The sequence below is a fragment of the Limnoglobus roseus genome, from assembly GCF_008254045.1.
Classification (GTDB): domain Bacteria; phylum Planctomycetota; class Planctomycetia; order Gemmatales; family Gemmataceae; genus Limnoglobus; species Limnoglobus roseus.
Window position 1 is genome coordinate 6,610,374 of sequence record NZ_CP042425.1, and the last position, 18,256, is coordinate 6,628,629.

An 18,256-nucleotide genomic window follows, 5' to 3' on the forward strand; every position below is an offset into this window, starting at 1 on the left:
TTCAGTTCCCCTTGTTCGCGGTGTTCACGCCCATGCGGGCGAGCACGCTGTTGAGCTGGTACAGGTTTCCGAGCTGGCTGAAGCCGGAAGCGCCGGAGCTGAGCAAGCCGCCCATGATTGACGGCGAGCCTCCCGCACTGACCGGGGCGGTGTTGATTCCTGCCGTGGTCGTGGAGATGACGCCCTGAGTTGTCGCCTGAGCCGATGTGATCGAGGTTTGCAGGCTGGCCAGCAACGGCCCTTCGGCGACTGCTGTAGCCCCTGCGAGCGCATTCGTGGTGGCGGGTACGCCAGCCTGATAATTCGTGAACGCAGTGGCTACCGCACCGACGGCGGTGCTGATCGTCGAACTGGCGATGACGCTGCTCAGCCCCACGGCTTCCGCGAGGTCGCCCGCCATCGCTTCGATGAACCCGACTATCGCTTCGGCGATGACCTGCGTCTCGTTCGTCACGACCTGGCAGGTGATGCTGTACGGGATCTCGAAGGGCTGGTGGAAATCGGCTTTGAAGTCCCGGATGACAACCTGGTAGCGGTTCAGGCTCCACGTCAGGAGCAGTTGCTTCCCTGCCCGGCGCATGAAGTCGAGCAGCAACGCCCGTTCCTCCGCGCTGTCGCCGCGAAAGCGCCCCGACCAGTGGACATCGTCGTCATCCGGCCCCATCGCGTCGATCACGCGCTTGCCGCCGGGCTGTTTGTGGGTGACCAGCATCTGCTGGCCGCCGAAGTTGATGGTCTCCGGTATCTCGAAGCCCGCGAATACGATCCCGCCGAGGGTGAGCGTCGTCATGGGGCGAACGGATTGTGGGAAGGCGATACGAAAGACTGCCTGCCGTCGAAGCCGCTGCCGGACGATTGCGAGGTATTCAGGGCGTGGTACTGGTAGTCGGAGACAATTTTCGCGATCTGCCTGCCGTCGAGATTGACCGGGACTTCGATCACGGATTTGCCGCGTCCCCCGCGAGGTGGGGTCACACCGTATCGACCGGGATTGTCAGCAAGAATTCGGTTCCCGATGCGTTCGCCGAACTTTTCCGCCATCACGAACGGGTTGTACTTCGTCAGGCCGTGATCGTCGGCCCATTTGCCGATGCCTTCGGCGTTGGCGATGGCGAGGGCGATTGCTGCCAGCGGCCCGAGGACTGCTGTCAGGCCGGTAAGGGCAGGCAGCACGGAACCCGTGATCTGGGCGGCAAGTGTGGGCATCAGGAATTTGATGCCGATGAAAGCCGCCTTGAGGGTCAGGAGCGACCCGCTGAACAAAAGGGCTGCTGACAGGCCAGCGAAGCCGTAGATGATCGTGTCGAAAACGCGCGGGTGCTGGTAGACAAATTGGCCGACCGCTCGCAGGACTTCCGCGAGCTTGTTCAACGCGGGGATGATGATCGGGATCAGGGAATTGCCCGCCGCCGTCTTGAGGTTATCCCAAGCAGCACCGAGAGCCTTATCCGCCCCGCCCGGCGTCGTCATCGCCAGCTTGAAGAGCTGCTGGGTGTCCATCGCGCCCTTGCTGATCGCCATGTTCTTTTCGATCTTGTCCTGCTGCAAGAACATCAGGCTGAACAGGTTCGAGGCGGTGCGGTTGCCGAATATCGACCCCATCTCGTTGAGGATCGCCGATTCGGACGTGATTCCCTTGGCCTTCATAGCCGGGATGAACACTTCCTGCATCCAGCGGAATGGGTCGGATGCGAACTGGTCCATGCCTTTGAGCGCGCCGGGGTGGATGCTTTTCACCTCGCCGATTTTGTTGTACTCGACCATTCGGGGGTTCAGGATGCCGAGCTTCATCATCTCGCGAGCCGCGCGGACGGTAGCCCGGCCCTGCGCGAGGTTGTTGTAGGCGCTCATCGTTGCGGTACCGACGCGGTTACCGCTCATCTCCTGAATCAGCGGTTCCATCGTGTAATAGAAGGACTCGTTGCTGAGCAAGCGCCCCGCGACACCGGCGGTCTTGATGAACTGCAGGTAATCGCTCGGCTTCACCATGCCCCCGGTGCCGGAGATGACTTTCTGCATCATGTCGGCTTGGCCCATGAACGCCTGGGGGCTCTTGAACCCGCCCTTCATTTCGATGATCTTTTCCATCGCCCGGAGCTGGTTTTCGCTGAAGTCCATGCCGTGAGAGCCGAAGACGGCTTGGTTCGCGAACTTCATCTGTGCGATCTGCGGGGCCAGCGATTTCGCCATGCCGTAGTCGCCCAGCGCTGTGTGCAGGTCGCGGGTGGTGCGGATCAGGTCGGTCGCGGAAGCGCCGATGACGCTGGCACCGCGTGCGAACTTGTCGGCGTCGCTGTTGATGGAGTCACCGAGGCCCACTGCCTTGAACTGGGCGAGCGCCTGCTGGTACTCCTTCGCGGCGTCGAGCGTTTTGCCCAGCGCGTGGAGACCGGCGTACCCGATCCCGCCGAAGATGGCTCCGGCGAGGCCAAGAGTCTTGATTTCCCGCAGCGTCGCGTGCAGCTTCTTCGCCTGCGCGTCGGTCTTGGCGAGGTCACCCTGAATCAAAAACAGCCCGCGGCTGATCTGGTTCGTCAGGGCGATGGTAATGCCAACCTTGTACGCCTCAGTCATGGTCAATCAACATTTTGCCGCCGTGAACACCCTTGCCGACCAGTGAGGCCACGGCATGTTCACCGACGGTGGTTAAAACTTCATCCAGCTTCTCTACCAAAGCACCCCCGAGTGTGGAGCGCGGCGGGATGTGTGCGGTGCCCAGCTCCTGGTACACCATGATGTCTGAATTCGAGCCGACATGTCCTTCGTTGCCCGTGACTTTCCGCTCGATGCTGTCGCGCATTTCGCCGGTGCGCAGCAGAGGCTTGTGATCCTCTTCCGTTGCGTAGCCGAGTTCAATCTTGCCGGGGAATCGAATCCCGTTGGCATAACCGCCGTGGAGCGTGGATTCGGCCAGTTCAGCCCACGCCACGAACGGCCCGGCCTGATCCTGATACTCGCCGATTTTCTCCTTGGCACGCTTCTGGACGATGCGGGTCGCCTTGTCGAGAGCGGACTGCTCCATTTTGTGCTGTAGCAGGGCGACTTCACCCAGCTTGAGCGCCAGTTCGAGGAGTTCCATCAGCTAATCCCGTTCTTTCCACGACATTCGATTCCAGTCCCATTCCCTGCCGTCGTGCTGGCCGAAGATGATCGTCCACGCCATCGCGTCTTCAGGAGGGAGGCTGAACGCTACGTCAAAAGGCACCCCGTTCTTAACCAGATAAAGACACAGGTTCAGTTCGGGATGCTCTACTCGTTTTTTAGTGCGGCGTTCCCCGTCAGGGCCGAGGTCGCTTCTATCGCCTGCTTCTCGAAGTGCTCCGCTAGCGCGTTCATACCGTCGTCGTCGAGCCTTTGCACGAGGGCTTCGAGCTGCATTTTGGTTGACGGCTTATCAATTGAGTCGCCGTCGATGCTCGCGACATGGAAGGCAAGCGCCGCATAGCCCAGATACTGTTCGTTCTTCGAGTTCTCAGGCCCGATGGCCTCAAACATGCGAAGCCGATCGAGGGCACTGAATTTACGGATGGCGATGGAGCGGCCCCGCGAGTCCGTGACGTGTGCCAGTTGGCTGGCCGCTTTGACGATGGACTGGCTGGGTGTTTCGCTGTCGGTGGTTTTGTTGATTGTGACTTTGGCCATACGTCCCCCTATGCGACCTTGATTTTCTTCGCGGCCTCGAAGGTGATGGACTGCTCCACCTTCTTGTCGCCACCCCAGTCGCCGCTCTTCTCCAGACGGAGGATGACGCCGGTGTAGCGCCACTCGGTGATCGAGCCATCGGCTTCGGTGATAATCTCGCTGATCGTGCCAGCCTTCTGGTTCTTTCCGGCGTAGTAGTCGGCTTCGACCTGCGCCCAGTAGTTGTCCACCGTGGGGTCCATGCGGTCGAGTTTGAAGGAGCCCTTGTAGCCGTCCGGGATGAACCCGAAGCGCGGCGTGCCGTCGAGAGCCTTCGATTTGAGGTCGGTGGTCATCGGGTCGGCGCTGAAGTCGGTGAGACCGGCGAATTTCATGGTGCCGTAGCTGGTCACCACGGTCAGCGACACGTCTTTGCCGACTGAAAAATCATTGATTGGCATGGGCGATACTCCTTGTCAGTTAAAATGCAGGCGCGGTGCCGCCGCGGTTGACGACGACCGACTGGCCGCCCTCGACGTTGACGAGGAACACCTCGTTGATGGCGAGGTAGCGGACCTTAACGTCGGCCTGCTGGTAGCCCAGCGCGGTGCGGCTCTGCGGGTTGTTCGAGAGATCAAGCACGACCTTCCACTCCTGAATCATGCCCTGCTGGGACATGTTCGCGAAGAAGCTGTCGAGCGTGGCCTTGGCCTGCTGCATCTCGGTCGGGCTGATGAGCTTGCCGATGTAGATGCCCATGCCCGCGTTCAGCGACGATGCGATGTAGTTGGTCATGCGGGTGTAGTTGTCGCCGTGAACCACCGCGTTGCTCGACGTGTTGTGGCCGAAGCGCGCGCCGAAGTATTTCCCGCCCGGAACCGGGTTGGCGATTACGTCGATGCCCGCCTGTCCGAGCGACTGAAGCTCGGCGTTGCTGTACTGCTGGTTGGCGTAGCTCTTCTGCGTGCCGACGATGCCGAGCATCTGCTTGTTCAGGCTCGACTGCTCGGGGGACAGATTGGCCAGAATCCCGGCGACGAAGCCCTGTGGCGAAATCAGGCGCACCTGGTTGTTCACGTTGTCGTTGATGTACACCCAGTCTCCGAAGAGCAGCTTCGCAGCGTAGCTGTCGATGCCCGCCGTGCCCTTCACGGTGACGGCGTTGCTGATCGTGTCGCCCGCCGGTCCGGTGAGGATCATGTAAGTGCCTTCGGACAGGCCGTAGGCGACCTGAGCCGACCACTGGGTCGAATCGTCGGCGTCCGCGAGCATGGCGATGGAAGCGCCGGTGCCGCGCAGGGCGTACATGCCCTTGCGGGGGATGGTGTCCAGTCCGATGAGAACTGAAGCAGTGATTGTTGCCGCGCCGTCGATGCCGCCGGACATGGAAACCGTCAGCGGAACGGTGGGTGCCGTGGTGCCGGAGCCTGCCGTGGCGACGATGATCTGGGATGGGCCGCGAAGGCCGCTCTGGCCGAGGTTGATCGCGTTCGCCATGTTGACGAAGATTGCGTTGCCAGTGCCGCCGATGTTGTCGAAGACTTCCGGAAGCTGGCCGGGCAGCGAAGCGGTGACTTTGAACGTCGGCGTGCCGGACGTGCTGTTCGTGCCCGCCGAGATGATGACGCTCAGGCTGTTGCCGAGCGAGCCGGTGTACTTGCCCGTGAAGGTGATGCCTATCCCGGTGCCTGCCGTGCCGCTGGCTGCGGCATCCGTTCCGTCAGTGACGCGCACCAGACGGAAGTTGGCCGCTCCCTGAAGGGCTGCTGCGGCGACGGCCGTGCCGAGGTCGTACTTGCGGGCCTGCATCTGGCCAAACTGGCTGGCGGTGTCAGCCACCCCGCTGGCGATGGTCGGGCTGTTCACCGGACCCCATGTCGCCGTCCCGACGATGCCGAGGACGTTGGTGGGCACGCCGTTGAGGAGCGTCCACGACGGCGGGACGATCTGGACGATCAGGTCGGGTACGATGAGCGCGTTGGTGTTGATTTGGCCCTGCTGGACGATGGTCATGGCGGGTTACTCCTGATTGCTGGTTTTTGAAGTGGTTTTGACCGCCGGGGCGTCCTCGTGGTTGGCGCGCACGACGTTGCCAGCGTGTTCACCTGCCAGAATCTGTTCCATCTCCTGCGGATCGGTGATGCGTTCACCGGCTGCGCGGCCTCCGAACGGGTTAGTGACGACGAGAACTTGGGCCATGCGTATCTCCTTGGCGGCTAGATGGTAAAGGTTGCGATTGCGGGGTTGCTCGGGTCGAGGCCGCCGGTCAGGTTGAACAGCTCGGCCACGATCTGGCTGGCTGATTGCGTGTTGGTGGTCGCGTATTCGACCGAGTAGAAGAGGTCGCGGCGGTAAAGCACTGCACGCTCCACGCGGTCGGAAACCCGGCTGCGTTCGTAGAGCAAGCGGCCTCCGGTGCCGTCCGGCAGGCTCAGGCGCTCCATTCCGGCCAGCGCGGCGTCCACGGGAGCGACGATTGCGTCCCGGAGCGTCGGGTTTGGACACCAGAAGGTGATCTGAAAGGTCCGTTTCTGTCGTTTCGTCTCCCGGATGACCGTTCCCACGGCCCCGACTCGGGCTGCGAGCTGCTTGGCTGCGGGGATGGTGACGACCGCTCCTACGCTGGTCGCGGGGGTATCGGCGTTTATCAGGGCGGCGAGAGCGGTAGCGATGCTGCTCGGGGTGTCGCCGGGCTGCACCGCGTAGACGTAACCCTTTCGGTTCACCAGTGCTGCGGCATTCAGCGGTGAACTGGATGTGCCTCCTACGGTGATCGTGGTGCCCGACGCGGTGAGCGTCAGTGCCGGGGTCGGCAGGGTCTGGAGCTGCCAGTCCTTCGTGTAGCGGGTCATCTTCTGCTCGGGATCGAGCGGAAAGACGGTGACGTTGATCTTGCCCGCCGCGAGGTCGGTGTCGAGGCTCGCCGGGATCGGCCAGCCGCGATAAACACGGCAATCAGCGTTCGCCACGGACGGGTTGCCCGTGCCGGTGGGGTAGATGGCCTGCGTGACTGCGGCTACGAGGGCGTTTTCAACATCGGACAGGTCGGCCAAGCGGCGCTCCGTGTGTCTACAGGACTTGCGTGATCCGCGCGATCAATGCTTCGACGCCGGATTTGATTTCAGCAGCTACCGCGTGCTCGATGCTTTCGAGCTTGGCGAGGACGGCGGACAGGTCGTCCGAGATTTCATCTAGTTCGGACTTGGCTGGTGATTCGGCGACAGATTCAGCCGGGTTGCTCTCGGCACTCGTCGCAGCAGGTTGCGATTCTGCAGGGGCGTCTTCCGTGGCAGGAACAGTAGCAGGTTGTGCTGCTGGCGATTCGGACAAAGGGGCGTTATCCTGCTCTGGTGCCGGGGTGGTGATGTCGTCGGTCATAAGTCCTCCAAAATGGGTTGTTAAGTTCGTTACGTGTTGGCCTGCATGGCCGTGATGCGGTAGCCGAGGTCGGTGAGCTCCACCGAGCTGGCGATGTAGCGCTTCCCGAGGTCATCGACGATCAGGTCGCCGTAAAGGACGGTACCGACACTTGCAGGCATGAGCAGTACCCACCAAGGCAGGCGCACGTCGCCCGGAAGGTCGGCTTCGTTCTTCTCGCCCTTCGTGCCCTGCAAGATGCTGCATGGGACACCGCTGACGTAGGGCGTTTCGTTCTGCTGAGTCATGCCGCTGTAGCTGACTGCGCCAACCGCCGTTTGCCTTGGGACGCGGGAAAGCGTCACGGTGCGGTTGCACTCCACGACGAGGATCGGGAGTAGAGCTTGCAAGGCGGCGACAAAGAACGTGCCTTCCGAACCGACGAAGTAGTCGCCGGGTTGAAGGCCGCACCCGTCAACGAGTGCATACCACGTCGCTTTGCCGTACTTGTTCGGCTTGCTGTACTTCATGTCCTCCGCGTTCAGCGAGACATAGCGGCAGAACAGTGGGTTGTTCAGCGTGTGCGTGACGGGGTCAGTCCAGACGGTAGGCGTAACGCCGCTTGCCGGGCGGGAGAACTGGCAGGCCGAGCCGAGCACGGCTGCGGCTTTGGCGTATCCACGCCAGATTCGCTGCTGAATGGACTGGCCGTTCATCGAACGATCAGGACCGGACGACCCGCCCACCCGCCGCCAATTGGGGGCCGGGTGGGAAGCCGAGGAAGGTACACAACTCGCGACGAAGGTAGTTGTAAAAGCTGATGCGGTCGCTGATTTCGTTGCTGTTGCGCTTCCAGACCGCCGCCGATTCCGTGTCGAGGTTAGACGCCGCGCCCTGGATTTCCTGTTCGCGGGCCTTCAGGGCCGGAAGGTAGGTGTTCACGATGACCATCTCCTCGTTGACCGACAGGTTGGCCAGTCGGTAGTCGAGCGAAAGCCCCATGTAGGAGACGTTCGAGTACACGAGTTCCCGGTACGGCTGCGCTGTCGCGTTGCCGGACACGGAATAGCCCATGAAGCGTCGAACGTCAACGAGTTGGTCATCAGTGAGGAGCATTGGTCGTTAAGCGTGCTGCCAGCCAGCAGCCTTGTGGGCTTCGACGGTCGTAGGATGAACGTGGAGGTGTTCGCCGTTCTTGTGCATCTTGACGAGGCCTTCGGTGGATTCTTCGGCAGCAGCCGCTTCGGTGACCTGTGCTTCGGTTTCGGCTTCATCAGCCTTGGTGGTTTTCTTCGACATAAGTTCTCCTTAAAAGATGGGCGGCAGCCGAAGCCGCCGCCCAGGTTGCGTCAGATTAGCCCTGCAGGATAGCGATGTTGTTCGGCTTGATCGCGTTCGCGCCCCAAGCCAGACCGACCAGGAACAGCATCTGCTTGAACTGGCGGTAAACCGCGACTTCAAAGGTGATGCCGGAAATCGGGTCGGTCACCATCAGCACGTCATCCGCCGAGTCCATCGGTTCGCCGTTCGGGCCGAGCGGACGAGCAGGTGCGCGCGTGACGAGCTGGATAGCTGAACGGTGGAACGCGAGGTTCGGGGTATAGCTGTTGCCCACGGTCATCGCGTTAGCGGTGCCGATCGTCACCAGCGCACCGGGATCGCCGATGGTGATGGTGCCCGGAGCCGCAACGCCAGAGTTCACGACGTACTTGTTGTTGGCGTCCGCCGCGAACGTTACCACGTCGCCAGCGTTCACCGTGCCGGTGCCGGTCACGAGCGCGATGCTCTTGACGCCCGGCGCGGTGGAACCGGAGGTGACATACGACGCGCCGGAGCCCTTCGTGATCTGCGAGATCGAGTTGCTGTTGTGCAGCATGAAGCCGTCGAGTGGAACTTCGGCAATCGCACCAGAACGGCGGAATGCGTCGGAGCCATTTTCGTTGGCTTTCAGCAGGATGGTTTGCTTGCCGCGCAGGTTTGCCACAGCACTTGAACCCAGCACGAGGTGCAGGTCGCTTTGCGGGCAGCCGTTGTCGTCAAGGATTTTGCGAACCATCGCAGCATCGGAGAGATCGCCAGCAGTACCGAACGGAGCGGTGCCTGCGGTACCGTAAGCGCGGGAAGCGCCCTGGTAGCCTGCATTCACCAAGTCGGTTTCCATCGTGTTGACGATAGTGCGGAAAGCCTGTGAAAACTGGTTGAGCAGAATTTCGTTGAACGTGCCCGCAGACCGCAGACCGAGCTGTTGCTCACCGTTCCAGCGGATCGGGTAGCTCTTGCTCTTGGAAATGGTCATCGACACGTTGCCGACCGTGTGGTCACCGTTATCGGGTGAGGTCACGGCAGGGGTGTTGTCGATCAGCGTGGTAGGCTGCGTTACAGGAACAAGAATGGTCTGGTTCAACGCGGCACGTTCAGCGCTGCTGTTCTTGGTGACAGCGGGGATCATGCCCACCATCTCGCGGGAAACAATATCCAGCGATTCGTAGATAGTTGGGATTAGGTTTGTGATTGTACTCGAACCCATAGGTAGTCTCCTTCTAAATGAAAAACCCCGCCGGTATGGCAGGGAGTTGGTTGTTGCAGGTTAAAATCGTCCCGCCATCCGGCGGGGCTTCTCGTTAGTCAGTAATCGTCGCCTCGCGGGCCACCTTGGCACGCTCCATCGGATCGGTAATAGCGTCAAACTGCGCGCGGGTAACCTGCTTCTTCCCACCAGTGCCGCCTCCGGACCCACCAGCGCCGCCGCCAGAAGCGCCGGTGCCTTTCAGGATGCTGTCGCGGTACGGGTAGGAATCGACGAGGATTTCGAGCGCTTCGTCGAACTCGGCAACTTCACCGGGGCGCGCGCGGCTGTAAACGCGGTTGCCCGATCCGTCTTTGGCGATGATCTTGCCATCCTCGATGGCAAAGTTGGTGCCGAAGCGGGCCTGAGCCAGATCGACAGGGATCGCCATCTTGTCCTGAATGAACTTCGAGCGGCTGAACGCACCGCCCAGCTTCTCCTGGTGCAGTTCGTTCTTCAGTGCGTCACGCTCATCCACGACGGGCTTGTACTTGTTTTCAGTGGCGGCGAGCTGCTGGTCGAAGGCCTCCTTGGCCTCCTTCTTCACCTTCTCGACTTCACCGGCATCAATCAGTTTCTTGTCGTCGTAGTTCTTCACGGTTTCCAGCGCCTTGAGCGCCTTGGCCGGGTCTTCGATGCCCTCGAACAGCTTCAGTTTGCCTTCGGCTGCTTCCTTGGCTTCGCGGTGGGTCTTCGCCTCACTGTTGAGGCGGGCGATGGTGTCGCGGGTTGCCGGAGCATCGAAGGCGATTTCCTTGCCGTCGTCGGTCACGTAGACGGGCTTGCCGTCCTGAACCACGACTGCGCCTTTGTCGTCAAGTTTGAGCTTCATGTAGTACGTCTCTTTCTCGGCCATCCGACCGTCTTGTGGGACCATCCGGCCCCGGTTGCACCGCTCGGTAATCCCCCTTGCGGCATTCTGTGTGCGGGCTGACCCGCTATACGTTCACTTTCTCCTGACGCTCGATGTCCGGCTTCTCGGCCTTCGCAGCGGCGATTTCCTTCTCCACGTCGATGTCGGCGCTGAGCAGGCCACGGCGTTTCAATTCGTTCAGCAGCGTGGCGTGGCTGAGCGACCCGTCCGCCTTCATCTCGAAGAGCAACTGGGCCGAGCCTTCCGCCAACGTCGCGACTCCGAAGTCGCTGTAGACGGAGACGTGACCGCCTTCCTTCTCGCCGACGTACATCGCCATCAGGTCGAGCGCCTGGTCGAGGGCGTCTTCGAGCGACTGCATGATTCGCTGCAGGTCGCACATGCCCGGCTCGTTGTCGGCAACCGTCTGGGCTACCGTCAGGTTGCCCGGCTTGATGACCAGCAGTTCGGCTCCGACCTGCCGCATCTTGTCTTCGAGGTCGAGCAACGACAGGCGGCCCGCTTCGATGGCCTTCCCGCTGTGCTCGACGTATTTCATGTCTGCGTGTTCGCCGGAAGCGCTGATGAATGAACCCGCGCCGACGTTGAGTGCCGTTTCTGGTCCGAGGTCTTTGCCGAACAGGATGGGCACGCGGGCGACATGCAAGATGGTCTGCTGATCGCTCTTGCTCTGCCAGTGTTCGACGTTCAGGTGGGCGAGTTCGAGCATGGGCGGCGTGCCGACCATGAACGCCTTGCGGAAGCCGTAGACCGGCACGAAGGGGACGACTTTGATGTTGGTCGTGCCGGTTTCGTACTCCGTCCACTCCTCGGCACCCGTGGTGCTTTTAGTCTTGCGGTAGGTCGTCCACTTGCCGGGTTCGAGCACACGGACCTGCTGGACCGACTTCGTGCCGAAAGCCCCGTCTGGTTCTTCTACGCATTCCATCAGGCGGAGTTGGCTCAGGGACCAAACGCTGCCCCGCTTCTCCGCGCGCCAGCCCAGAATCGCGTCATGGCGGACGTGAACGAAGTAGGGGCGGATGCCCGCCTTCTTCTCGTCTGCTGCCGTTCTCGTTCCGCCTGCTGGCGGGCAATCCACGAGGATGCCGCAGATGCCGTAGCCGAGTGCGTTGAAGCACAGGTCGGACGCGAAGGCGTGGAGGTTCCGGCCTTCGAGGTCGATATCGTCGAGCCATTCCACCATCCGCTCCGGCACGTCTTCGCCGATGTTCAGCGGCTTGCTGAACGGCTTGCCGGTCAGGACGGATACCGTCCGCGAGTAAGCTGGGAACAGCGTCGCCGTCTTGAGCCGAGATTTGTAAGACTCCGCGTCTTCCGCTGGCCACTGCGGGAGATACCGCGAGCCTGCCTTCCGCATGGCGTCGGTGCCGCCCATCAGGGCTTCGATGACGCCCCAGTTCTGGGCCATCTGCTCAACCGCGTCCGACTGTTTTGCTACGTTGTTTTCTGTCATGCTCACATCCTGAGCGGGGCCACCGTGGCGGTGCCCGGCCCGTCGATCAATAATTCGGTTGCGGCCCAGACCAGCGCGTCAACGCGGTTCGGGCTGTTTTTCGATTCCAGCGGCACCCACGTCACCATCTCGTCTTCGAGGCCGATGAACGTACCGCAGTGGTGCATACGGCCCTGCTCGTAGAGAGCGGCCACCGGTTCGGCTCGGGCTTGCTTGCCGCGTGAGGCGTGGACCAGCTTGACCGGAGCGTTCCGGTCAACGACGCGGATGGTGCTTTCGACCATCGCCCCGCCAAAGTTCGCTTCCGCGACGATGCGATCCGCCTTGTATTGGCGGTAGAGGGCCACCGCTTTGCTCGCCCAGGTCTCGGGCGTGTACTTGCCGGAGTGGTCCGCGAGGATGTAGCCGTGCTTCTGGGCGTCCTTGCCCACAACCACGAGTCCCACTTCGTCGTTTTGAACCCCGTCGCCGCCGGACGGGTCAACCGCCACGACGATGCGCTTCATCACCGGCAGTTCGCCAGTGTGGCGGAGGTTGTTGATCTGGTCTCGTTTCCAGAGCGCGCCCGGCACTTCGGCGGAAAACGCTTCTTCTGGCGTGGCCGGGTATTCCCGGCGGAAGTTGTGGACGCCGTTCAGTTCGACGATCTTCGCCCTGCGCCACGCGATCTGCTGGTCGTCGAGGCCGTATGCGGTCTGGTAGGCCAGTTCGTCCTCGGTCGGCTTGAAGCCATCCGGCACTGTCTTGCGGTACTCCGGCTGCCAGAACCACGGAATGAACACGAGAATGTACTCGCCTTCACCGCGCATGGCCGCCGCGCACATTTCGTAGAAGAGGCCTTGGCGACCGTTCGACGTGCTTTCGAGGATCACCTCGGTGCCCGGTTCGTCCGGTACGGCTTGAAGCGCTCCGGCGACGTGAGTGTCGGCGTTTGGCCAGTAGGCGACTTCCGACCCGTGGAAGAGCTGGATGGTGTCACCTCGTCCGACGCCCTTGCTGCCGGCGGTGCCGACCTTGTACCCGCTGTCGAGTTTGTCGAAGAGCAGCTCCTTGGCGTTCGAGGCCCGCAGCGACGGCCGGACGACCGGCGGGCAGTGCTCGTAGAACCGCTTCGCCATCCCGAACAGGTTGTTCGTCGCCTCATCGAGATGCGTCAGGATGAACGCCTTGATGCCGATCAGGTGCGTGACCTTGTGGAAGAACCGGCCTTCCGTGTACGTCGAGCAGCCCTGCTGCCGTCCCTTCACCACCAGCGCGCGGACCTTGCCGGTCTTTGCCTTCTGCTCTTCGAGCCTGTCGTGAAGGTAGAGCTGGGCTTCGTTCAGTTTGAGCGGCTGGACACGGCCGCTTTTGGAGCGGATGGTCAGGCAGCGTGATGCGTACCAGCGAAAGTCGTCGCGGAGCCGGAGACGGATACCCTTTTCACTCGGGGTCATGCCGCAACTGTTTGAATAGTCTCAATACATGCATTTTGTTGTGCATATGATGCACTTTCTTGTTGCGCTTGTGCATAATCTGCACTAATGTGTTTTTCATGAGCGGCACTGAAGCCGCCAGCATACGAAAGGAATCGAGCCATGAAGATCACTGTCAAAGTCCGCGAAGTATACGGCAACAAGACCATTTATCCTGTCTGCGATAAGGCGAAGCTGTTTGCGAAGATGTTGGGCCAGAAGACCCTCACCCATAGCAACCTCTGCCTCATCGAGCAGATTGGCTTCTTGATCGAGGCCGAGCAGCAAACGCTGGCGGCATGAACCGCGACGATCTTGTAGGGCTGCTTGACAAGCTGTTCGGCTCTCAAGCCGAGGCATCCCGACAACTCAACACGTCACGTCGCACCATCGCAGCATGGGGCAAGGAAAACCCTGTGCCGAATGCGGTAGCTGCGTTACTCAGAATGCTCGATGACGAGCGCAAACATAGAAAGGTTTAATATGCGTAAACTAACATTACTCGCCGCGATCTGCGCGGCTCTTGGGGCGACACCAGCGAAGGCTGACAGCCTGAAATCTGATTTCCCGATCTGCATCAGCAAGGAACTGCTCGGCCAGATGTACGAGGCGATGCTCCAGCGTGACGCTCGCGGAGCTGACTACCTGTTCCACCACGGCTGCTTCATGACCCGTGACGGAGTGCAGGTTTCCCTGCTCGACCGCGATGGTCCAGATACCCATGTGCGTGTCTACGGAGGCAAACGCCCAGTGGAAGCGTGGGTGTCGGTCGGTGCCCTTGCGAGCTACCAGCCTTAACCGTTGTCTTCCTCGGCCAACTCCTTCAGTGCGTCCTCGTGGGTGATGGCGAGGCGGCCTTTCAATTCGAGCGAGTCGTTGAACATGCCCAGGTGACGGGCGATGCTGTCGAGCGCACCGCGCTTGTCGGACAGCTTAATCTTGTGCAGGCGTCCTACGTGTTCGCGTGATTCGCCGCGCCCCTCGTAAAGGTCTTCAGCTTCGACGCCGCAAATAGCAGCAGCCGTGTCATCGTCGAGGTCGTGGATCGGCTTGAGCCTGCCCTCTTCGTCGAACGCCTTGCGGATGTCAAGGAAGGCCAGCCTGGAGTATTCTTTCAGGACGCGGTCCTGAGTGATTTCGGTGCGTTCTGTAATGCGCTGGCGGGCCTCGGTCAGGGCGGCTTGTATGTCTGGTTTCGTCAAGTTCTCGTGGCCAATGGCTTTCGCCGTCTTCTCGCTGTACCCGGCGCGGATTGCTGCCTGGGTCGCGTTCAGGTCGATGAGGTACTCCTCAATGAATCGCTGTTGCTTCGGAGTGAGCGTGTTGGTCATGCCTGTTACGTGGTTGTTATGTGCCGGGCGGTCGCGGTGGCATCCCTCTGCGGGACTTTTGCTTCGCGTACTGTAGCCGGCCCCGGCTGGCGGCTGACTGAAATGAAAAACCCCGCTTCGAGCGGGGCAGAATCTGGGCGCACCTGTGGCGACACCCAATTACGAGGCTAGCGCGGATCGCCTTCCGGCGCAACAGGTTTCTTCGCCTCGTCCTCAAATTCTTTTCTCGTTGCGAGGATGAGCCTTCCCAGCTTATCGAGTGCGGCGAGGTAGATGAATCGCAGCCGGTACGCCTCGCGCTGGTCCAACGCTGAGTGCGGGTCGATGCAGTGTTCCACTGTCTTCTGGGTCTCGTGACCGAGTTTCCGGATGAGCCGGAGGTACTTCGACGCCTTCTCGCTCCCGCCGTCACCGCCACCGTGCTGTCCGTACTTGGCGACCTTCATTCCCCGAACGGAGGTGTAGGAGAGTTGCCAGTCGAGGAAGGTCGTAGCCGACGCTTCGTGGCCGTGGTCGGCTAGGTCGATGCGAATCAGGTAAGCGAGGACGCTGCGGTCGATGACGTGGGCGGAGATGACAATTCCGGCAGCGTTGCGGATGACCTCGATGTCGTCGCGGTCCGGCCGGTCGAAAGTGACGATGTCGTCGCGCTGCATCCACTACCCCCTGTGTGCTTTTCCTGACCGTAGCACAACTGGTTGAGTGTCGGCAAGCGTTCGTTTACGCCGCGCTTATAACCTCGGCCCGTTTTCCGAATGGATCGCTTATCCCGCTGGTGGTACTGCTCGGGGATGGAACTGCTCTCGGGAATCTACCTCATTACCAGCCTCGTGCTGATCGGAACTACGATGCCAGCCAGCGGCGAAGATGACGATTGACCTGAAGTTCCCACCATTCGCGTGGTCGGAAGTTGAACTGACCGACCCGGTGCTGTTCGAGGTGCTGGGCGTGGGTCATCGGGATGGCGGAGTATTCCGGCTTGCACCCGGTTCCCGAATTGGCCGCTGTGCGGTAGTGGCAGGGGTCGCACCACGACTGCCCGGTGTCGGGGTCGTAATCCATCTGCCCGTCGATGGCCGAAGGCTGCGTGCGTAGCCAGAGCTGGAACTTCTTGTCCGTTCCCTTCTTGCGGCACGCGGCGATGAGGGCTTCGTCGATCATGCGGGCGGGTTGTTTCGGTAGCTTGGCCAGTCGAACACGATCACCCGGCCACCGTTCTCCCTCATGCGGTCGATAACCCGTTCCCCGACAAAGCTTTCCAGCGCGGGCACGGCCAAGTTGCTGATGAGGATCGTCGGAAGCAGGTTCTCGTACCGCTCGTTGATGATCTCGAACAGGATGTTCTTCTCAGCCTCGCTGCCGAACTGGACGCCCACCTCGTCGAGAACCAGCAGGTCGAACCGCCGGAATGACGTGATCGCTTCCTGCTCGGTCAGGCTGGAGTTCCGGGAGTACGTCTCCTTGACGACCCGGACAGCCTGGGCGGTCTTCATGAAACGAGCCGATTTGCCGTGGTGCCGGATGACGTGGCTCACGATGGAGCAGGCGAGGTGCGTTTTCCCCGTCCCGGCGAGGCCGCAGAGGATCAACCCCGCGCTTTGCGTGGCAAACCCTTCCGCGTACCGACGGCAGGTTTCGAGGGCGGCACCCCCCTTCGGGCAGGTCGGATGGTACGTGTCGAACGTGTCCCCTGCAAAGCGGAGCGGAACCATGCATTCGCCGATGTGCCGGGCGATTGCCCGCTCCCTCGCCTGAACGCCGGCCTTCCGTTCCTGTTCCTGCTTGCGGGCCAGCTCGGCTTCCTCCTGCTCTCGGAGGCACTCCGGGCAACGCGCCGGACTCCAATCCGCTGAGTCGGTGAGCCGCCAGATTTTTGCCGTTTGTGCCCCGTGCTTTTCGCAGGCGAGGGCCGTGGTGTTCTCCTCCATCGCGATCATGTGAGGAATCCTTTCGTGCCTGCGCTGTAGTCCTGCTCAGCGAAGCTGCTCGGCTTGCCGCCGCTCTTCGCGTACCGGCCCTCCATCACCTTCGCCGCGTTTAGTGGCTTGAGCGCCCAGTCAAAATCAGCCTTCCAGCCGCGGTCGTTGCCGCCAGTTAGGAAGCCGCTTTTCTGAATCGTCTCGCAGTACGCCCGCCACTTCTCGACGGACCCGTCGAAGGAGTCCGCGAGGCGATTCTGGAGCGAACGCCTTCGAGAGTCGGTAAGCTTTCCGACCTTCGTGCAGTGTTGCCCGGCGGTCTCGTTCCAGATGTCGGCCATCCGCTGGTAGTCGATGGCGACTTTGGGGGTAGGGGGTTCTTTCTCTGTCTCTTCCCTATCTGTCTCTGCCTCTGCCTCTGAGGTAGCAACGCGCTGGCAGTCTGCTAGCGTGTCGCTAGCATCTTGAACCGCTTCTATAAAACCCTTCTCAATCAGTGGCTTCATCGCCTTGCGAAATTCGTCAACGCTTCTTCGAAGGCGGAAGGCGATCTCTTCGTCTGGACCGTCGATTACCCCACTGCTGATGTCGTTGTTTTCGCTTGCTAGCAGCCAAAGCATTGGCGCTAGCGCTCTGCTAGCATCGGGAAGCGAATGAAAGCGGTAATTGTCGAGCAGGCGCTTATGAAGCCGTATCCACGGTGGGCTACGGTCTTTGTAATGCTGGAATTCCTCCCAGTCTTTGACACGGTACTGCTGCATGAGACTCCTTTCCCCTTCTTTCCCTTGATGTGAAAAATGACGGGGGCGGCTCGATCCGGGAAAGGATGTGATGAGCTCGGTAGCTATTCCGTTGCCCCCGTTTGCAAACAACATGGAGGTGAGTGCAGTTCGATCGTTAGCACAGCCGGGTGGCTCGTTCAAGCGGTTTATGAGTCGCTTTGCCAGCCGGTCCACTTGCGGACGAGCCGGACGGCATCGTCCACGCTCTCGGCCACATCGACTTCGCCTCGCCACTGGTTGTGCCACGTCTGCTGGTCTGGCGTGAGTTGGCGTTTGCCCAACGGCTTTTTCCCGTCCTTTACCTCGACGACGCGATTGACTCCGAGATGCCCGATCAAAAGGTCGGGGCAACCCTGCCCGACGGTGTGGAGCGGTTGGACTGAACAGCCCATCTTGCGGAACGCCGCGACCACCTCGGCCTGGTTCTCGTCCACTGAGGCCGCCCGCCTAACCATTCGCGTTCCCTTGCAGCTTTTCCACCTGCTCTTTCAGTGCCTTCACCTCGTCAGTCAGTTCCCTGACTTCCTTCCGGTACATTACCCGGTCGTTGCCGTGCTGCTCGTTGAACATGTCCATCAGGTCGCAGATCATCCGTGCTGTGGGGTTGATCGCCCCGGCGATGCCTGCCTTCCTGAGCTGGAGCGCAAGGAGGTCAACGGAGCGGTTCGCGCTCACTCGACGACCTGCGCCGGCTTGCTGCGACTGGCCTTGACCAATTTGGCGATGGTGTCGGCATGTGGTGAAAGTGTCTGCTTCTTCCTGATGAACTTCAGAGTTCCCCTGTCAAGCCCCGTCTTACGTGAAACGGCGCTTAAAGAGCCTAGTGCTAGCACTGCCTGTTCAAGAATATCAGCAGCATTTATTTCGGTATTCTGCATGGTGAAAAAACCTGTTGA

Annotated in this window: 27 protein-coding genes; 3 read left to right on the plus strand and 24 right to left on the minus strand. The window is 61.0% G+C overall.

Features of this window, described 5'->3' with window-relative positions; all coding sequences use genetic code 11:
- Window position 1 precedes the first annotated feature (1 nt).
- The 16 genes from PX52LOC_RS28030 to PX52LOC_RS28100 form a co-directional block, all read right to left on the minus strand.
- Window positions 2–790 (minus strand): hypothetical protein, encoded by a 789-nt coding sequence (locus tag PX52LOC_RS28030; protein WP_149113183.1) that lies wholly within the window; start codon window positions 788–790, stop codon window positions 2–4.
- Complete coding sequence (locus tag PX52LOC_RS28035) at window positions 787–2,574, minus strand: phage tail tape measure protein (RefSeq protein WP_149113184.1); 1,788 nt, start codon at window positions 2,572–2,574, stop codon at window positions 787–789. The genes PX52LOC_RS28030 and PX52LOC_RS28035 overlap by 4 nt, the downstream gene beginning before the upstream one ends.
- Complete coding sequence (locus tag PX52LOC_RS28040; RefSeq protein WP_149113185.1) at window positions 2,567–3,079, minus strand: phage virion morphogenesis protein; 513 nt, start codon at window positions 3,077–3,079, stop codon at window positions 2,567–2,569. Before PX52LOC_RS28040 ends, PX52LOC_RS28035 begins: the two co-directional genes overlap by 8 nt.
- A 170-nt stretch (window positions 3,080–3,249) precedes the next feature.
- Window positions 3,250–3,642 carry a hypothetical protein gene (locus tag PX52LOC_RS28045; protein WP_149113186.1) on the minus strand — a complete coding sequence of 131 codons (393 nt, stop codon included), beginning with the start codon at window positions 3,640–3,642 and terminating at the stop codon, window positions 3,250–3,252.
- An 8-nt stretch (window positions 3,643–3,650) separates the two neighbouring features.
- Window positions 3,651–4,082: a hypothetical protein gene (locus PX52LOC_RS28050; protein WP_149113187.1), complete on the minus strand. Its 432-nt coding sequence runs from the start codon at window positions 4,080–4,082 to the stop codon at window positions 3,651–3,653.
- Window positions 4,083–4,101: 19 nt separating this feature from the next.
- Window positions 4,102–5,634 carry a phage tail protein gene (locus PX52LOC_RS28055; RefSeq protein ID WP_149113188.1) on the minus strand — a complete coding sequence of 511 codons (1,533 nt, stop codon included), beginning with the start codon at window positions 5,632–5,634 and terminating at the stop codon, window positions 4,102–4,104.
- Between the two features lie 6 nt (window positions 5,635–5,640).
- A complete protein-coding gene (locus PX52LOC_RS28060; protein ID WP_149113189.1) occupies window positions 5,641–5,820 on the minus strand; it encodes a hypothetical protein in 180 nt (59 codons plus the stop codon).
- 17 nt (window positions 5,821–5,837) lie between these two features.
- A complete protein-coding gene (locus PX52LOC_RS28065; protein ID WP_149113190.1) occupies window positions 5,838–6,674 on the minus strand; it encodes a hypothetical protein in 837 nt (278 codons plus the stop codon).
- 16 nt (window positions 6,675–6,690) lie between these two features.
- Window positions 6,691–6,999: a hypothetical protein gene (locus PX52LOC_RS28070; protein WP_149113191.1), complete on the minus strand. Its 309-nt coding sequence runs from the start codon at window positions 6,997–6,999 to the stop codon at window positions 6,691–6,693.
- 29 nt (window positions 7,000–7,028) lie between these two features.
- Window positions 7,029–7,637 carry a hypothetical protein gene (locus tag PX52LOC_RS28075; RefSeq protein ID WP_218575176.1) on the minus strand — a complete coding sequence of 203 codons (609 nt, stop codon included), beginning with the start codon at window positions 7,635–7,637 and terminating at the stop codon, window positions 7,029–7,031.
- 64 nt (window positions 7,638–7,701) lie between these two features.
- A complete protein-coding gene (locus tag PX52LOC_RS28080) occupies window positions 7,702–8,094 on the minus strand; it encodes a hypothetical protein (protein WP_149113193.1) in 393 nt (130 codons plus the stop codon).
- Window positions 8,095–8,100: 6 nt separating this feature from the next.
- On the minus strand, window positions 8,101–8,277 hold the full coding sequence (locus PX52LOC_RS41045; RefSeq protein ID WP_168219246.1) for a hypothetical protein: 177 nt from the start codon (window positions 8,275–8,277) through the stop codon (window positions 8,101–8,103).
- Window positions 8,278–8,332: 55 nt separating this feature from the next.
- Window positions 8,333–9,427, minus strand: coding sequence for a P22 phage major capsid protein family protein (locus tag PX52LOC_RS28085; RefSeq protein WP_246173486.1), 1,095 nt, complete (start codon window positions 9,425–9,427; stop codon window positions 8,333–8,335).
- Between the two features lie 172 nt (window positions 9,428–9,599).
- Entirely contained in the window at window positions 9,600–10,376 is a 777-nt protein-coding gene (locus PX52LOC_RS28090; RefSeq protein WP_149115647.1) for a DUF6651 domain-containing protein, read from the minus strand.
- A gap of 106 nt (window positions 10,377–10,482) precedes the next feature.
- Window positions 10,483–11,874: a DUF4055 domain-containing protein gene (locus tag PX52LOC_RS28095; protein ID WP_149113195.1), complete on the minus strand. Its 1,392-nt coding sequence runs from the start codon at window positions 11,872–11,874 to the stop codon at window positions 10,483–10,485.
- A 2-nt stretch (window positions 11,875–11,876) separates the two neighbouring features.
- The gene (locus tag PX52LOC_RS28100) at window positions 11,877–13,310 is read right to left on the minus strand and encodes a phage terminase large subunit family protein (protein WP_149113196.1); all 1,434 of its coding nucleotides are present in this window, start codon (window positions 13,308–13,310) and stop codon (window positions 11,877–11,879) included.
- A gap of 141 nt (window positions 13,311–13,451) precedes the next feature.
- Between PX52LOC_RS28100 and PX52LOC_RS28105 the strand changes: the two genes are divergently transcribed.
- The 3 genes from PX52LOC_RS28105 to PX52LOC_RS28115 are packed head-to-tail and all read left to right on the plus strand — an operon-like array spanning window position 13,452 to window position 14,126.
- Window positions 13,452–13,631 carry a hypothetical protein gene (locus PX52LOC_RS28105; protein WP_149113197.1) on the plus strand — a complete coding sequence of 60 codons (180 nt, stop codon included), beginning with the start codon at window positions 13,452–13,454 and terminating at the stop codon, window positions 13,629–13,631.
- Window positions 13,628–13,810, plus strand: a complete 183-nt coding sequence (locus PX52LOC_RS28110) for a helix-turn-helix domain-containing protein (RefSeq protein WP_149113198.1) — start codon at window positions 13,628–13,630, stop codon at window positions 13,808–13,810. The genes PX52LOC_RS28105 and PX52LOC_RS28110 overlap by 4 nt, the downstream gene beginning before the upstream one ends.
- A 1-nt stretch (window position 13,811) precedes the next feature.
- Window positions 13,812–14,126, plus strand: a complete 315-nt coding sequence (locus PX52LOC_RS28115) for a hypothetical protein (RefSeq protein ID WP_149113199.1) — start codon at window positions 13,812–13,814, stop codon at window positions 14,124–14,126.
- Here the strand turns inward: PX52LOC_RS28115 and PX52LOC_RS28120 are convergent.
- From PX52LOC_RS28120 to PX52LOC_RS28155, 8 genes are all read right to left on the minus strand, one after another.
- Window positions 14,123–14,659, minus strand: a complete 537-nt coding sequence (locus PX52LOC_RS28120; RefSeq protein WP_149113200.1) for a terminase small subunit — start codon at window positions 14,657–14,659, stop codon at window positions 14,123–14,125. The two genes, PX52LOC_RS28115 and PX52LOC_RS28120, sit on opposite strands and share 4 nt — an antisense overlap.
- Before the next feature lie 167 nt (window positions 14,660–14,826).
- The gene (locus PX52LOC_RS28125) at window positions 14,827–15,315 is read right to left on the minus strand and encodes a hypothetical protein (protein ID WP_149113201.1); all 489 of its coding nucleotides are present in this window, start codon (window positions 15,313–15,315) and stop codon (window positions 14,827–14,829) included.
- A gap of 187 nt (window positions 15,316–15,502) precedes the next feature.
- Complete coding sequence (locus PX52LOC_RS28130) at window positions 15,503–15,820, minus strand: hypothetical protein (protein WP_149113202.1); 318 nt, start codon at window positions 15,818–15,820, stop codon at window positions 15,503–15,505.
- Window positions 15,817–16,596 (minus strand): ATP-binding protein, encoded by a 780-nt coding sequence (locus PX52LOC_RS28135; RefSeq protein WP_149113203.1) that lies wholly within the window; start codon window positions 16,594–16,596, stop codon window positions 15,817–15,819. The genes PX52LOC_RS28130 and PX52LOC_RS28135 overlap by 4 nt, the downstream gene beginning before the upstream one ends.
- Entirely contained in the window at window positions 16,593–17,339 is a 747-nt protein-coding gene (locus PX52LOC_RS28140) for a hypothetical protein (RefSeq protein WP_149113204.1), read from the minus strand. Before PX52LOC_RS28140 ends, PX52LOC_RS28135 begins: the two co-directional genes overlap by 4 nt.
- A gap of 167 nt (window positions 17,340–17,506) precedes the next feature.
- Window positions 17,507–17,794, minus strand: a complete 288-nt coding sequence (locus PX52LOC_RS28145) for a hypothetical protein (RefSeq protein ID WP_218575177.1) — start codon at window positions 17,792–17,794, stop codon at window positions 17,507–17,509.
- 13 nt (window positions 17,795–17,807) lie between these two features.
- The gene (locus tag PX52LOC_RS28150) at window positions 17,808–18,035 is read right to left on the minus strand and encodes a hypothetical protein (protein ID WP_149113206.1); all 228 of its coding nucleotides are present in this window, start codon (window positions 18,033–18,035) and stop codon (window positions 17,808–17,810) included.
- A complete protein-coding gene (locus PX52LOC_RS28155; protein WP_149113207.1) occupies window positions 18,032–18,238 on the minus strand; it encodes a hypothetical protein in 207 nt (68 codons plus the stop codon). The genes PX52LOC_RS28150 and PX52LOC_RS28155 overlap by 4 nt, the downstream gene beginning before the upstream one ends.
- Window positions 18,239–18,256: the final 18 nt, after the last annotated feature.

Coding starts and splice junctions, on each gene's coding strand:
- PX52LOC_RS28030 (WP_149113183.1), bottom strand. CDS start 790: ATGACGACGCTCACCCTCGGCGGGATCGTATTCGCGGGCTTCGAGATA.
- PX52LOC_RS28035 (WP_149113184.1), bottom strand. CDS start 2,574: ATGACTGAGGCGTACAAGGTTGGCATTACCATCGCCCTGACGAACCAG.
- PX52LOC_RS28040 (WP_149113185.1), bottom strand. CDS start 3,079: ATGGAACTCCTCGAACTGGCGCTCAAGCTGGGTGAAGTCGCCCTGCTA.
- PX52LOC_RS28045 (WP_149113186.1), bottom strand. CDS start 3,642: ATGGCCAAAGTCACAATCAACAAAACCACCGACAGCGAAACACCCAGC.
- PX52LOC_RS28050 (WP_149113187.1), bottom strand. CDS start 4,082: ATGCCAATCAATGATTTTTCAGTCGGCAAAGACGTGTCGCTGACCGTG.
- PX52LOC_RS28055 (WP_149113188.1), bottom strand. CDS start 5,634: ATGACCATCGTCCAGCAGGGCCAAATCAACACCAACGCGCTCATCGTA.
- PX52LOC_RS28060 (WP_149113189.1), bottom strand. CDS start 5,820: ATGGCCCAAGTTCTCGTCGTCACTAACCCGTTCGGAGGCCGCGCAGCC.
- PX52LOC_RS28070 (WP_149113191.1), bottom strand. CDS start 6,999: ATGACCGACGACATCACCACCCCGGCACCAGAGCAGGATAACGCCCCT.
- PX52LOC_RS28080 (WP_149113193.1), bottom strand. CDS start 8,094: ATGCTCCTCACTGATGACCAACTCGTTGACGTTCGACGCTTCATGGGC.
- PX52LOC_RS41045 (WP_168219246.1), bottom strand. CDS start 8,277: ATGTCGAAGAAAACCACCAAGGCTGATGAAGCCGAAACCGAAGCACAG.
- PX52LOC_RS28085 (WP_246173486.1), bottom strand. CDS start 9,427: ATGATCCCCGCTGTCACCAAGAACAGCAGCGCTGAACGTGCCGCGTTG.
- PX52LOC_RS28090 (WP_149115647.1), bottom strand. CDS start 10,376: ATGAAGCTCAAACTTGACGACAAAGGCGCAGTCGTGGTTCAGGACGGC.
- PX52LOC_RS28095 (WP_149113195.1), bottom strand. CDS start 11,874: ATGACAGAAAACAACGTAGCAAAACAGTCGGACGCGGTTGAGCAGATG.
- PX52LOC_RS28100 (WP_149113196.1), bottom strand. CDS start 13,310: ATGACCCCGAGTGAAAAGGGTATCCGTCTCCGGCTCCGCGACGACTTT.
- PX52LOC_RS28105 (WP_149113197.1), top strand. CDS start 13,452: ATGAAGATCACTGTCAAAGTCCGCGAAGTATACGGCAACAAGACCATT.
- PX52LOC_RS28110 (WP_149113198.1), top strand. CDS start 13,628: ATGAACCGCGACGATCTTGTAGGGCTGCTTGACAAGCTGTTCGGCTCT.
- PX52LOC_RS28115 (WP_149113199.1), top strand. CDS start 13,812: ATGCGTAAACTAACATTACTCGCCGCGATCTGCGCGGCTCTTGGGGCG.
- PX52LOC_RS28120 (WP_149113200.1), bottom strand. CDS start 14,659: ATGACCAACACGCTCACTCCGAAGCAACAGCGATTCATTGAGGAGTAC.
- PX52LOC_RS28125 (WP_149113201.1), bottom strand. CDS start 15,315: ATGCAGCGCGACGACATCGTCACTTTCGACCGGCCGGACCGCGACGAC.
- PX52LOC_RS28130 (WP_149113202.1), bottom strand. CDS start 15,820: ATGATCGACGAAGCCCTCATCGCCGCGTGCCGCAAGAAGGGAACGGAC.
- PX52LOC_RS28135 (WP_149113203.1), bottom strand. CDS start 16,596: ATGATCGCGATGGAGGAGAACACCACGGCCCTCGCCTGCGAAAAGCAC.
- PX52LOC_RS28140 (WP_149113204.1), bottom strand. CDS start 17,339: ATGCAGCAGTACCGTGTCAAAGACTGGGAGGAATTCCAGCATTACAAA.
- PX52LOC_RS28155 (WP_149113207.1), bottom strand. CDS start 18,238: ATGCAGAATACCGAAATAAATGCTGCTGATATTCTTGAACAGGCAGTG.